The 14,066-nt window shown below is 41.2% G+C and carries 13 protein-coding genes; 10 read left to right on the top strand and 3 right to left on the bottom strand.

Going from position 1 to position 14,066, the window contains the following annotated elements:
* Positions 1-45 precede the first annotated feature (45 nt).
* The gene (locus tag J3P43_RS02560) at positions 46-1,335 is read left to right on the top strand and encodes an aminopeptidase P family protein (protein ID WP_255898677.1); all 1,290 of its coding nucleotides are present in this window, start codon (positions 46-48) and stop codon (positions 1,333-1,335) included.
* Here J3P43_RS02560 and meaB read toward each other — a convergent pair.
* Entirely contained in the window at positions 1,322-2,197 is an 876-nt protein-coding gene (gene meaB / locus J3P43_RS02555; protein WP_255898675.1) for a methylmalonyl Co-A mutase-associated GTPase MeaB, read from the bottom strand. The genes J3P43_RS02560 and meaB overlap by 14 nt on opposite strands.
* A gap of 119 nt (positions 2,198-2,316) precedes the next feature.
* On the opposite strand from meaB, the gene J3P43_RS02550 reads away from it, so the two are divergent.
* The 6 genes from J3P43_RS02550 to J3P43_RS02525 are packed head-to-tail and all read left to right on the top strand — an operon-like array spanning position 2,317 to position 8,063.
* Positions 2,317-2,934, top strand: coding sequence for a glycosyltransferase family 32 protein (locus tag J3P43_RS02550; RefSeq protein ID WP_255898672.1), 618 nt, complete (start codon positions 2,317-2,319; stop codon positions 2,932-2,934).
* Positions 2,935-2,956: 22 nt separating this feature from the next.
* Positions 2,957-3,703: a glycosyltransferase family 25 protein gene (locus J3P43_RS02545; RefSeq protein WP_255898670.1), complete on the top strand. Its 747-nt coding sequence runs from the start codon at positions 2,957-2,959 to the stop codon at positions 3,701-3,703.
* 12 nt (positions 3,704-3,715) lie between these two features.
* Positions 3,716-4,597, top strand: a complete 882-nt coding sequence (locus tag J3P43_RS02540) for a glycosyltransferase family protein (protein WP_255898668.1) — start codon at positions 3,716-3,718, stop codon at positions 4,595-4,597.
* A gap of 51 nt (positions 4,598-4,648) precedes the next feature.
* Complete coding sequence (locus J3P43_RS02535; protein WP_255898665.1) at positions 4,649-6,472, top strand: ABC transporter ATP-binding protein; 1,824 nt, start codon at positions 4,649-4,651, stop codon at positions 6,470-6,472.
* 2 nt (positions 6,473-6,474) lie between these two features.
* Entirely contained in the window at positions 6,475-7,263 is a 789-nt protein-coding gene (locus J3P43_RS02530) for a glycosyltransferase family 2 protein (RefSeq protein ID WP_255898663.1), read from the top strand.
* The gene (locus J3P43_RS02525; protein ID WP_255898661.1) at positions 7,260-8,063 is read left to right on the top strand and encodes a glycosyltransferase family 2 protein; all 804 of its coding nucleotides are present in this window, start codon (positions 7,260-7,262) and stop codon (positions 8,061-8,063) included. Before J3P43_RS02530 ends, J3P43_RS02525 begins: the two co-directional genes overlap by 4 nt.
* Positions 8,064-8,108: 45 nt before the next feature.
* Here J3P43_RS02525 and J3P43_RS02520 read toward each other — a convergent pair whose 3' ends face one another.
* On the bottom strand, positions 8,109-9,212 hold the full coding sequence (locus J3P43_RS02520) for a glycosyltransferase family 2 protein (RefSeq protein WP_255898659.1): 1,104 nt from the start codon (positions 9,210-9,212) through the stop codon (positions 8,109-8,111).
* Positions 9,213-9,427: 215 nt separating this feature from the next.
* On the opposite strand from J3P43_RS02520, the gene J3P43_RS02515 reads away from it, so the two are divergent.
* The 3 genes from J3P43_RS02515 to glf all read left to right on the top strand — a co-directional run bounded on the left by J3P43_RS02515 (position 9,428) and on the right by glf (position 12,492).
* Positions 9,428-10,285 carry an alpha-1,2-fucosyltransferase gene (locus tag J3P43_RS02515; RefSeq protein ID WP_255898657.1) on the top strand — a complete coding sequence of 286 codons (858 nt, stop codon included), beginning with the start codon at positions 9,428-9,430 and terminating at the stop codon, positions 10,283-10,285.
* Positions 10,282-11,289, top strand: a complete 1,008-nt coding sequence (locus J3P43_RS02510; RefSeq protein WP_255898655.1) for a glycosyltransferase — start codon at positions 10,282-10,284, stop codon at positions 11,287-11,289. Before J3P43_RS02515 ends, J3P43_RS02510 begins: the two co-directional genes overlap by 4 nt.
* Before the next feature lie 69 nt (positions 11,290-11,358).
* Entirely contained in the window at positions 11,359-12,492 is a 1,134-nt protein-coding gene (gene glf, locus J3P43_RS02505) for a UDP-galactopyranose mutase (protein ID WP_255898653.1), read from the top strand.
* Here glf and J3P43_RS02500 read toward each other — a convergent pair.
* Positions 12,464-14,059, bottom strand: a complete 1,596-nt coding sequence (locus J3P43_RS02500; protein ID WP_255898651.1) for a hypothetical protein — start codon at positions 14,057-14,059, stop codon at positions 12,464-12,466. The two genes, glf and J3P43_RS02500, sit on opposite strands and share 29 nt — an antisense overlap.
* Between the last annotated feature and the right edge of the window lie 7 nt (positions 14,060-14,066).

Here is a 14,066-nt window from a genome sequence, read left to right as displayed (position 1 = left end):
CAACTTCAAAAAGGTTTATCTTTTATTTAAATTTGTTTTTTAATTATGAAGTATAACCCGATCGAGGTCACATTGTTTAAAACGAATCGCAAAAATTTTACAAGTAAACTGAAAACCAATGCGATAGCCATTTTTAATTCTAACGACGAATACTTACGCAGCGGCGACCAAACATTTCCTTTCAAACAAAATTCTGATTTTTTTTATCTTACAGGAATAGATCAGGAGCAGTCCATTTTATTTTTATATCCTGATTGCCCCAATCCCTTATACAAAGAAGTCCTTTTTATTAGACAGACGAATGAGCATATTGCAGTATGGGAAGGACACAAATATACAAAGGAGCAGGCAGTAGACGCCTCCGGAATTCTGTCGGTTTATTGGCTTGAAGACCTCTGGTCGATCGTTTCTTCGGTTATTAATTATAGCGAAAAAATTTACCTAAACACAAATGAAAACGACCGTTTTGGCAACGAGGCCTCCTACCGGGATCTTCGTTTCATAAATCAGCTGAAAGAAAAATATCCCTTACACGAATATCACCGGGCTGCGCCCATCATGCGCGATTTGCGTGTAATTAAGTCGGAGGCTGAAGTTGAGCTTACAAATATAGCCTGCAGAATAACCGGAGATGCCTTCAGGCGGGTTTTGAGGTTCGTTAGGCCAGGGGTAAAAGAATACGAAATTGAGGCAGAAATCATTCACGAGTTTATAAAGCAAGGCGCAACAGGACACGCATATAGTCCTATAATCGCTTCAGGGGCCAATGCGAATATTCTTCATTATAATGATAATAATCAGGTATGTAAAGATGGTGATGTGATCTTGTTCGACTTTGCGGCCGAATATGCTAATTACAATGCAGACCTGAGTCGTTCCATCCCGGTAAACGGTAAATTTACCAAGCGCCAAAAAGACGTTTATAAAGCCGTTTTGCACGTAATGAAAGAAGCAAAGAAAATGCTTGTACCTGGTACTATCTGGAACGAATACCACGATGAAGTCGGCAAAATAATGACGGATCAATTGATCGGACTCGGCTTACTAAGCAAGTTTGATGTGGAACGTCAAAATCTGGCGATGCCCCTTTATAAGAAATACTTCATGCACGGTACATCACATCACCTGGGGCTTGATGTTCACGATTTTGCCAGCCGCTACAAACCTTTCGAAGCGGGCAACCTCCTGACCTGCGAACCGGGAATATACATCAGGGAAGAAGGACTTGGAATCCGGCTGGAAAACGATATTTTGATCACCGCCGACGGAAATATTGATTTAATGGCAGATATTCCTATTGAGGCGGAAGAAATTGAAGAAATTATGAACTCTTGATTCTGGATTCAACAAAGCTGTAGATATTGAAGTTTTCGTCCGCTCTCGCGGCAGTAATTTGTTCCTCCAGTGTGGCAAGATTGATATCAGACATACGTTGCTCTTTGATTAATTCCCAGGCTTTTTTTGCCAGGATTAATGTCCGGTTTTGGGGGAGTATTTTGAATGATTTGATAAATGCTGCAAGCTCGCTCAGTCCACGGCCGGTTGTTGCAACGGTTTTAAAAACGGGGATTTCTGATGATAAAAGTCTGATGTTCTTTTCGAATCGATCAGCTCCTTCCCGATCAGCTTTATTGACTATAAAAGCGTCGCCAATTTCCATAATTCCGGCTTTGATAGATTGTACTTCATCTCCTGATTCGGGTACCAACACCACCATGGTTAGATCGGCGAGGCTAGCTATTTCTACCTCCGACTGACCAACCCCGACGGTTTCAATAAATATGTAGTCGAAGGAATATGATTTCAGAACATCTGTCATCTCGATTATCTTTCCGGACAGTCCTCCCAGAGATCCCCTGGTGGCAACCGAGCGTATAAATAGCTGTGGATGTGTAGCGTAACTTTGCATCCTGATCCGGTCTCCCAACAAGGAGCCATATGTGAACGGTGAAGTAGGATCAACAGCTAATACTGCAAGGGACAGATTTTCTTTAAGGAGCTCGTCGATAAGTCCGGCAAGCAAAGTGCTTTTGCCAGCTCCCGGTGGACCGGTAATGCCAATTACAGGAGTGCTTCCGATTTTAAGGTTTTTAAGAAGTTTTTGGGCGCCTTCCAGTCCGTTTTCCACTACCGTCAACGATCGCGATATTTCCCGGAAACTTTTGAAATTTGGATCACGTATGATATTGTCGGACATTTTAAGATCAATAAAGACGAAGTTAGAGATTAACCATTATAATATAGTTCATAGAATTATCTTTGTAGAATTGTATTTCCAGAATGGCAATTCCTAAAATAATATATCAAACGTTTAAAATGAAAAAGTTGCCATTTATCACCCGGTGGCACGTCAGTAATTTTCGAAAGAAAAATCCTGAGTATCAATACGAGTTTTATGATGATGGGAGGATTGAAAGCTTTTTCGAAACGGAGTTTGAGGATAATGTATTACAGGCATATCGCAGACTAAATATCGGCGCAGCGAAAGCTGACATGTTCAGATATGCGATTTTGCTAAAAAAAGGCGGGATCTACCTGGATATCGACAGCGGCATAAAAGGTAGATTGAGTGATTTTATCCTGCCAGACGACAGGGCTGTCATCACAAGGGAACGTAATCCGGATCTTTACGTGCAGTGGGCCCTGGTTTATGAGGCTAACCATCCGTTTTTGAAAAGGACGCTTGATTTGGTTTTAGAAAACATTTCGTTAAACAAGTTTCCCCATGATGTTCATGCAACTACAGGCCCCACTGTTTATACCAAAGCAATTAACGAATGTCTCCAGCAAGATCCATCTATCCCACATAGAGTGCTTGGGGTGGACTATGAGGGACACCTGATATCGAAATACCGTCTGGGTAAATTTTTTCTTTACAACAAGGGCGATCATTGGAAGAAGAAACAGTTGAGCACACCCGTTTTAAAACCATAATCTTTAACAGAGCATCAGTAGCATGAGTAAGAATGTTCAGATTGGGATTGATAATATTTATGTGGTGCATGGTATCACCGGGTATGAACAGCGGGAACAAAGTTTAAGGCGGCTTTTAAAAGAAAAGAATCAGCTCGACTATCGATTGATCACCGAGTCTGATGATACCGAGCAGAATACCAGGTGGATCGAAAGATATTTCACACCGAATATCACCGGCATCTTAACCAAAGGTCCCCTGTTTTGTACACTCGTTCATATTCTTTGTTACGAGCAAATGGTAAAAAGCAACGATAAGTTCGCGGTGATTTTTGAGAACGACGTTTGTTTTCTGTCTGATTTCCCGACTCAAATGAAAAAAGTGGTTGATGAGGCGAACCAGCTGGAAGAAGGCTTCATTATTTCGCTGGAAAACTCTACGTTGAAATTCCCCCCCTTGAGAAACACTTTGCGAGGTGGCATCTTATACCCGGCTACCAGTGGCAGATGTGCCGGAGCCTATATGATCGATCAGAAGGCTGCGCGAAATATCCTGGAAGATCTTGAAAGAAATAAATGCAATTTGGTGGTAGATTGGTGGCACAACGATTTAGTTAAACGAGATGTAGTTAAGATGTATTGGGCACACCCTCCCTTGATCGAACAGGGATCTTCTAACGGAGTGTTTGCATCTTCCATGTCTTTAAACGATAACGGCCTTCTTCAGCGTTTAAAATGGACGGCTCAGAAATTTTATAAAATGTATATTTTGCGGTTATTAAGATTTTAATTGTCTGATAATATGAAAGTTGCAGGGTTTACGTTTATTCGGAATGCGGTTAAGAATGATTATCCAGTGGCTGAAGCCATTCAGTCTATATTGCCGCTATGCGACGAGTTTATTGTTGCGCTTGGAAAATCCGAAGACGATACGGAAAGTTTAATAATGAATATAGGATCGCCCAAAATAAAGATTGTACATACTGTTTGGGATGATTCGATAAGAGAAGGCGGGGCTGTTTTTGCAACTGAGACAAACAAGGCGTATAATGCCATATCGCTGGATACTGACTGGGCGTTTTATATTCAGGGGGATGAATGTCTGCATGAAAAGTATCTGCCTGTAGTGAAGAAGGCCATGGCAGATAACCTTGACAATGGCAAAGTAGAGGCATTATTATTTAAGTATTTGCACTTTTATGGATCGTATGATTTTACGGCATCTTCCAGGCGCTGGTATCGTAATGAGATACGGGTGGTTAGATTTGATAAGGATGTCCAATCATACAAGGACGCACAAGGTTTTAGAAAGGCTGGAAGGAAATTAAATGCCTTACCGATAGATGCTTGCATTTATCATTACGGATGGGTAAAGGCTCCGAAAAGCCTAGGGAATAAAGTAAGAAACTTCAACAATTTTTATCTGGATCAACCATGGGCGCGAAATGAAGTGCCTGCTGATTACGAGTTCGATTATGGCAATGCAGACCGACTTGTTCCGTTTAAGGAAGAACATCCCGAAGTTATAAAAAAGCGGATAGCTGCAGTGAACTGGAAATTTAAGTTTGATCCATCTCAACTAACGCAAAGTATGACTTTTAGGCGTCATGTGCTTCAGAAGCTTGAGGATTGGACAGGTTGGCGTGTCGGGGAGTACAAGAATTATAAAAAGATTAAAGCCTAGCAGACGTGGCTCAAACACTCGGCGTAATACTATATCTTTGCGAAACGATAAATGAAAACATATTTTAGATTATTATCTTTTGCAAAGCCGATCGAAAAGTTTGCAATCCCTTACATTATAACAACGCTGTTGTTTGTTCTTTTCAACACGTTAAACTTCGCGCTTCTTGCGCCACTTTTGCAAGCCCTTCTCTCTCCCGCCACTGCTGTAGCTAACGCGATATCAAAGCCAGATAGCTGGGATATTATGGACAATTTTGAGTATTATGTTAATATTATTACTGCAAAATATGGCAGATGGAATGCTTTAAAGGCCGTTTGCGCAGTCCTCCTTATAGCGAATTTTTTCTCAAATGTTTTCCGTTATTTTTCTCAGAAAATTATGGAGGATCTAAGGGCACACACCCTTTTAAATCTTCGTAACGCCATTTTTTATAACATTATGGATTTGCACTTGGGGTATTTCAGTAATGAACGTAAAGGAGATATTATTTCGAAGGTTTCTTCTGATGTGGGGGTTGTTCAATTTTCTGTTACCTCAACACTTCAAATAGTATTTAAAGAACCAGTAACCCTTATCGTATATCTGGTGCTTTTATTCAACATTTCGGTTGAATTAACGCTTTATTCTCTGTTGATATTCCCAATCTCAGGTTTCGTTATAGCGAGGATTGTGAAAAGATTAAAAAATCAGGCGGCTCGGTCCCACCAATCCTTGGGGCTTATGATTGGTTTTTTGGATGAAGCCTTGGCTGGCATTAAAATAGTGAAAGCGTTTAATGCTACACAGTTTATTAAAAATAAGTTCAGCGCCGAGAATAGGAATTATACGAGGTTGACCAAATCTATGGCGAAGCGACAACAACTCGCCTCTCCCGTTTCAGAATTCTTGGGCGTCACAATGGTTGCAGGAATTGTTCTTTATGGGGGATCTCTTATATTAAGCGGCAGTTCGAGCCTTACCGCACCTGCGTTTATCACTTATATCATCGTGTTCTCTCAAGTCCTACGCCCGGCGAAGGCTATAACTGATTCTTTTGCAAATATTCATTCCGGAATCGCCGCTGGCGAGCGGGTATTGGAGGTGATAGATACAAAGCCCGCACTTGCAGATGTTCCTGGCGCCGTTAAGGTCGATGGGTTTTCTGAAAATATAACGTTTGATAAGGTCTCGTTTTCATACACCGAAAAATTGATTCTAGACTCCTTGTCAATAAGGATTCAAAAAGGGAAAACAATCGCTCTTGTAGGTCCGTCTGGCGGAGGAAAGTCGACTTTGTTGGATTTGATCCCGCGATTTATCGATCCTCAGAAGGGGACAATATGGTTTGACGGGCAGGATATTAAGAAGATTGACGCTGCATCTTTAAGGGCCCAAATTGGTTTCGTTAATCAGGAGTCGATTCTCTTTAATGATACTATTTTTAACAATATCTCCTTTGGGAAGCCTGACGCCACACAGGAAGAGGTTGAAGCTGCTGCCAAAATCGCAAATGCCCACGATTTTATACTTAAAACAGAAAACGGCTACCAAACTAATATCGGCGACCGTGGAATGAAGCTATCCGGCGGACAAAAACAACGTATTAATATCGCCAGGGCTGTACTAAAGAATCCACCAATTCTGCTTTTGGATGAAGCTACCTCGGCACTCGATACGGAGTCTGAAAAATTGGTGCAAAGTGCTTTGAATAATCTGATGAAAAACAGAACATCGCTAATTGTGGCACATCGACTAAGCACAATTCAGAATGCTGATATAATATTGGTGTTAGAGTCTGGTGCGATTGTAGAGTCGGGTTCGCATGCGGAGCTGATCAGAAAAAATGGGCTCTATAAAAAGCTTGTAGAGATGCAAACTTTTCAGGATAACTAGCTATGGTAAAGTGTTCTTTAATCATCTCTACCTATAACTCCCCAGATTACTTGAATCTGTGTTTGAAGAGCGTTCGCCGTCAGGTTTATCTTCCAAATGAAATTATTATAGCTGATGATGGTTCTTCCGATGCTACCAAACAATTGATAGATGGATACAGGACAAAAATAGGTGTACCTATAAAGCATGTATGGCATGAGGACGTGGGTTTTAGGAAGACGATTATTTTGAACGAAGCCATAAGACAAAGCTCCTGTGAATACATTATTCAAATTGATGGCGACGTCATTCTCGAAAAGCATTTTATAGAGGATCATCTTTCCTGTAGCGAACCCGGGGTATTTGTTAGAGGTACCCGTGCATTAATGACAAAAGCAAAAAGTGATGAGGTTTTAAGTACAGGGAACATAGCCTTAACGCCCCTTTCAAACGGACTCGAGAATCGAAATAACGCTATACGGTTTTTACCGTTACAGTTTTTTGCTATCAGAAAAAGCAACAATTCCAGAAGAGTTCGCGGAAGCAATATTTCCTTTTGGAAAGAAGATTTTATAACTGTAAATGGTTACAACAACGACTTGAGCGGCTGGGGCCACGAAGATGAAGAGCTTGCCGCACGATTTATAAATAATGGAATATTAAAGAAGATTGTTAAGTTCATGGCAGTTCAGTATCATATTTATCACCCCATGTTAACCAAAGAATTGGAGAGTTCGCATTCAGCCGTATTAGAAAATGTTGTGCAGAATAACGTGAAGGTTTGTGCCAATGGCTATAAGTTTCTCAGATGATGGGTATGATATCTACAGCGTTAATAGTTTCTACTTATAATTGGCCGGATGCGCTTAAGCTTTGTTTACTGAGTATTAAAAATCAAACGCGATTACCCGATGAAATTATAATTGCAGATGATGGCTCTACGGAAGAAACAAAGTTTCTGTTAGAGGATTTTAAAAAAAGCTTCGATATACCTCTTATCCACGTCTGGCAACCCGATGAAGGATTTCAGTTGTCCCGGATAAGAAATAAGGCTATAGCTAGAGCTTCAAAAGATTACATTATCCAGATTGACGGCGATTTAATACTTCACAAAAAATTTATAGCAGATCATGTCAACTTTGCGAAGTCGGGCAGCTATGCAACTGGAAGCAGGGTAATGATAAATGAAGAGTTTTCTCAAAAATTACTTAAACAACAGCAAATAGATATATCCATATTTTCTCAGGGCTTGTCGAATGTATCGAATGGTATTCGGAATAGTTTTCTCAAAAATTATTTGGCTAACAGATACAGAATAAGCGACATGTATTACATGAGGGGCTGCAATATGGCTTTTTGGCGCAATGATTTGCTAAAGGTAAACGGATATAATGAAGAATTTATTGGATGGGGTCGAGAAGACAATGAGATAGCGGTTCGCTTAATAAACCTGGGAGTGTCAAAGCGGGTATTGAAATTTGGGGCAGTAGTCTTCCATATTCATCATAAAGTAACTCCACGATCAAGTTTAGAGAAAAATGATCAGATGTTATTTGCTGCGATTAAAAATAAGACGGTTCGTATTTCTAAAGGTGTTGACCAGTATTTATAAATGTGGCCCGAATTCGTATGTTACCGCTCATATCGCTGTTCTTCCCTAAAAAACAATTGGGTATACAGCTGTAAGTCCCAATAAGGTAAGCACCAGTTTAAGTATCCGCCACCGATTAAACGCATAGGATCTTGGGTTTCGCGAATTAAAAGTTACGTCAAGTCTTTTAGTAAGGCAGTGGAACTTCTTATTGAATATACATCCCGCTACGAATCCGCATTCATTTGCGTTTTTCTGTAACATCATCTGAAATGCGACAGCGGGTGAGAAAATTTTACCGACATGAACCACCTTGATGAGCAATGTAAGATACTCCGCAGTCAGAATTACTAGAATTATTGTAGGTAACCACACTATTTTGCCGGTCAGGGGAATAATTACCAGAGCAGCCATCATCAAAAAGAATATCGCTTCCGGCGCGTTTGGAAAATTATAAAACGAATAATCGCGGAGTGTCTTTAAGTCGATGACATCACTTTTCCCCCAGCCGTAATTAAACATTCTTCTTAATTGACTTTTGCCATTGTCCCACCATGGATGAATAACTGTAGCCTCGGGGAGTGCTATATATTTCTGATTATTTTCAAAGCTATTCCGCGAAAAAAATTCAATATCTTCTCCAGCTTTAGTCAGATGCGGAAGGAATCTCCGGTCCCCCAGCAGTTTTCTGTTTAAGGCGATGTTGGCAGTAGGGAACCATACATGCTCCTTTTTTGAGCGGCCTACATCGTAGTATCCGCCCGTATTTAAGGTAAACGCTTTAGTTACTGTATTTATAGGTGCAGGAAAGTTGGTTATTCCTATATATCCTATATGTTCTGGGTTGGAACGTATAGCATCACAAAAAACAAACAACATATCTCTTTGTGGAAGAATGTCATCGTCTAGTAGTAATATCCAGTCTGCTTTTGCTGCGTCAATACCTTTGTTACGTGTTTCGGAGAAGCCAAGATTAATCTCGTTAATTATCAGATTGAGATCTCCTTCTGCCGCCATCTTTTCAATTAGCGCGGGTACTTTCACAGATGGATTATCGGCGATCACAATAAATCGGATGTCAAAATCCTGTGGACCATCAAGCGATAAGATAGGTGCCAGCTCGTGTTCGTTTAATCTGTAAGATGGGATAATTACGTCAAGGCTTTGCATGAATATGGTACAAATAAACTAAATTTATCGAACATTCTGGGCATTTGAGGTGGAGAGTAATTGGCGTGAGAGATAACTTTAAGTGTCAACCTACTTAATGCACCGGCGATCATCTCACCCGCATGAATTCAAAATAGGCTAGTAGTCTTAAGGTCGCTAAAAGGATAAGGTCAGATTAGTTATTTTTACATAATAATGATGTCTAAAATATATTAATGAAGATTGTCAAGATCCTAGGTGGGCTTGGGAATCAAATGTTCCAGTATGCGTTTTACCTCTCCCTTTGCCAGAGATTTAAGAATGTAAAGGTCGACCTTTCCGGCTTCGATCAGTATCAGCTTCATAACGGTCTTGAACTAGGGAATGTTTTTTCAACAAACCTTGTTCAAACATCAGCTTGGGAGAGTAGTATCTATGGTCGGGAGGACGGAAGGTTTATCGTTAGAAAGCTTCGACGGTTTTTGGGCACCAAGTCATCGTATCAGGAAGAAAAACAGTTCTTTGGTTTTGAACCTGAAATTTATGAATATGAAGGGTCAAGTTATTACTGGGGTTATTGGCAAAACTTCAATTATTTCATCGGGATAGAGCCAATTCTAAGAAGGCATTTTGTATTTAACAGGCCTTTAAGCGGTAGAAACGCCGAGCTTCTGAAGCAAATCCATCGGATGAATGCGGTTTCTCTTCATGTGCGCAGAGGTGATTATCTGCAAAATGAACTGTTAGGGAATGTGTGTGATTTGTCTTACATTGAAAATGCACTAAAAACGATAAAATCAATCGTTTTGGAACCTACTTTCGTTATTTTCTCGAATGATATTGCCTGGTGTAAGGAGAACCTAAGGGGCGAGAAGTGTATTTACGTTGATTGGAACATGGGAGAGGATAGTTATTGTGACCTACAGCTTATGAGCAGTTGCAATCATAATATCATCGCAAATAGCAGCTTTAGTTGGTGGGGCGCCTGGTTAAACAGGAATCCCGAACAAATTGTAATTTCACCAAGACAGTGGATGAACCTGCCCGATCTGGACTACTCCGGAATTAATATGAAACATTGGATAACGATATGATAGAGGTTCCAGCAATCACGATGTTTATGGCTGTATATAACGGCAGCCGATTTTTGAGAGAAGCAATTGACAGTGTGTTGGTTCAAACCTTCGCTGACTTTGAGCTGCTTATCATAGATGATGGTTCTACTGACAATAGTCTTGAGATCATAAAAGCGTACGGTGATGCCAGGATCCGGGTGTTGAGCAACCCATCTAACATGGGATTGGTGTTTACAAGAAATCGTGGCGTACAGGAAGCAAGGGGAAAGTACTTCGCTATTTTGGATTGTGACGACATAGCAGTTAAAAATAGGTTGGAGATCCAATACCGCTTCTTTTGTGAAAATCCTGATATTGCTTTGTGCAGCGGGAGAGCTTTATATGTCAATCAGGATAACCAAGCGATACGTGAGACACAAAAATTTAGAGGGAATAAAAATGTCCAACTAATTTTTGGAAATATTCTGGTCAATTCGGCGGTGATGATGAAGACAGAGGCCGCCAAAAACACTGGTTCGTATGAGGCTAACGATCCCGCGGAAGATTACGACTTAGCACTTCGAATGGCAGTAAAGTATCCTATTGAAACAATTGACGACATCTTAGTGAGATATAGGATACACAACAGCAACGTAACTGTTACGGGCATTGACAGGCAGAAAGAGGCTGAGAGGAATATCTGTCGGGATTTTCACTCGAGGTTCAATATCCCTTCAAGCGAAAGGAGAGTCCAATTGCATCATAGTATCATTACATGGGATATGGAAGGATTTTTATTGTCGGAATACAAAGATTTTCTTTTGGACCTTAAAGGAAGTGTAGAGCTATCAAGAGTCTTCGATGCAAATGCGCTTAGCAAGGCTATCTTCCAGAAGTGGGTTGATATAATTATGGAGATTGAACAAAAGAGAGCTTTCGTTTTGCTTTTCCAGCCAGAGTTTTATAGCCTCTCATCGGTAACATTTAGGCAAATCCGAAAAACATTTAAAAAGTCATTTAAACGAGTTCTGTTTGATAGATGATAGGAATTTTAAAAACTAATTCCTTAAAAAAAGGTTAAAATCCTATTACTTATAAACATGAATATCTAAATGACCAACACATACGACTACCTAATTGTAGGCTCCGGATTATTCGGAGCCGTTTTTGCGCATGAGGCCACCAAAGCCGGAAAAAAATGCCTTGTAATTGATAAACGTGAACATGCCGGCGGCAATGTGTACTGCAAAGAAATGGAGGGCATAAACGTTCATTGGTATGGCGCTCACATCTTCCACACAAACGACAAAGAGATCTGGGATTATGTAAACCAGTTTGCAGAGTTCAACCGCTATACAAACTCACCGGTGGCAAACTATAAAGGGGAGCTATACAACCTGCCCTTCAATATGAATACTTTCTACCGTCTTTGGGGCACCAAAACTCCCGAAGAGGCTAAGCAAAAAATTGCCGACCAAATTGAAAACCTGGGAATCACCGAGCCAAAAAATATGGAAGAGCAGGCTTTGAAGCTTGTCGGGCCGGATATTTATGAAAAATTGATTAAACATTATACCGAGAAGCAATGGGGCCGCAAAGCAACCGAACTGCCTGCGTTTATCATAAAGCGCTTACCCGTACGCTTTACTTACGATAACAATTATTTTAATGATAAATACCAGGGCATCCCGGTAGGAGGCTATAATAAGATCGTAGAAGGACTACTCAAGGACGTCGAAGTGCGATTGAATACCGACTTTTTTGCCGATAGGGAGGTCTTAAGCAGCCTTGCCGATAAAATTGTCTTTACCGGGAAAATCGACGAGTATTTTGGATATCAGTTCGGCGAGCTCGAATATCGCAGCCTGAAGTTTGAAGTGGAAACTTTAGATCAGGAGAATTACCAGGGGAATGCAGTTTTTAATTATACAGATGCCGATACGCCATACAACCGGGTGTACGAACACAAGCATTTCGAGTTTGGTACTCAACCTAAAACTGTGATCACCAAGGAATATCCTTTACAGGGATCAAGAGGCCTGGAGCCGTACTATCCGGTTAACGACGAGAATAATTCCGCAATTGTTAAAAAATACCAGGACCTGGCGAAGGCTGAAAAGAATGTCATTTTCGGCGGACGGTTGGCAGAATACCGTTATTACGATATGCATCAGGTGATAGGCTCGGCTTTAGTAAAAGCGAAAAGAGAACTTGGCGTTAGTCAGGAAGAAGATGTAGCGATTTAAGCTCCGGGACTAACCCCGGTTCTTTAAAGCCGTATTGTTCCGGTACATTGTTTTTAATAATTTGAGACAGAAATATTTCCGGCTTCAAAACAGAAGCCTTGAACGATTTGCGAGCAGCTGTCCTGTATACCAAAGAATAGTTTTTGATAGACGATATTGCCGCCTCAATAGTTTTTACCGGGACACTAACAGATCTTATCACTCTGCGTGATGTTTGATCTCCGGTAGCCACGGGTTCATGTTTAGGAGGGTCTGTTAATGCAGCCATGACTGCCTGCGGACCGACGGCTGTCTTTTGCGAGGGACTTGCAGGTGCTGAATCAGTATTCTCAATGTTATCAGGAGGAGATTTTAGAGGCTTCTCCGAATCTAAAGCAGCATGGAGAACTGGATTAATTGTTAAAGAATCTCCCTTGTCAGACGCTATGTATGTTTCCGGAACTCTAGAGGTGTTGATCGCTGTGTCTCCCAACGCGTTTCCGGAGCGGTCGAGTGTGGAGACGCAGGTGAGCAGACTCGTATCTTTTCGACCCAGCCAGGTAATAACGTAATTGCCTGAACTGTCGGTATCGTAAGTGAGTTGTTGAATATCTGAGACTGAGCTCTCGATAAAAATTCCTTTCTCCTGGAACGCTGATTGACCGTTAGATAGCACATGTTGGATGTAGAGTGCACTATGCTTATCTTGCGAATTCGAAACAAGGCTTAAAAAGAATCCGCCCGCACCATCATTTAGAATTTCTGCAGCCAAGCTATAGTTGACCCTGCCTGCAGGTAATGCCAGGAATCTCCCGGAGTGCATAGATGGAATCCACTCACCGCCGGCATCAAGCTGTTTAGAATAAAAGTCGAACCCTTCTTCTAAGCCGGTAATGTCCGGAACCACCATATTCCAGACTATTGTAAGTCCCCCATCTCCCGATGGCAGAATAGATCCGATAAATTCGTCCTTCTGGTCGGTACTTATCACCACACCCTCGCTTTCCCATTGCTTGATCCCATCAGAATTGACATGTTGAGCGTAAATATCCCAATTCGAGTAAGTCGGATCGTTTCTCGAATCGCTCCAGGCGATGAAAGCGCCGCCCGCATCGTCGCCGATTATAAAGGGCGTGATCTGAGAACTTGGAGATGTACAGATTAGCCGGCCTCCTTCGCTCCACAGTTTTCGCCCTGCCGAATCAATTTTTTGAATATAAAGGTCTGTGTCATCTCCCCCGGGCCGCTTAGCTTCCCAAACAATTATAAGGCCGCCGCTTCCGTCTGATATCATTTTATGAGCACTCTGGATTTGCTTATTGCCAGCTGAAAGCTCCACATCTTTTCCCCAAATTAGTTCCCCAGCAGTATTTGTCTTCTGCAGAAAAAATCGCGGAGCATCTTCCCCGAATGTAGAGGTGTTTTCCCAGAAAATGATATTTTTGTCGTTTTTGACTGGAATAGATTGGAACGAAGGAAGATTGCTTATACTGAGGCTGCCGTTAACTGTGGAATTTTTCCCCGGATTTGCAAGCAACTCAGCTTGAAAAGCAAAAAACAGTAAAAAGCTCAGTAAAATCCTAGTCATCAAGTAA

The sequence above is a fragment of the Paradesertivirga mongoliensis genome (genome assembly GCF_024436395.1).
GTDB lineage: Bacteria > Bacteroidota > Bacteroidia > Sphingobacteriales > Sphingobacteriaceae > Paradesertivirga > Paradesertivirga mongoliensis.
The sequence above is the reverse complement of the archived record's forward strand: the minus strand, read 5'-3'. Positions and strand labels throughout refer to the sequence as shown.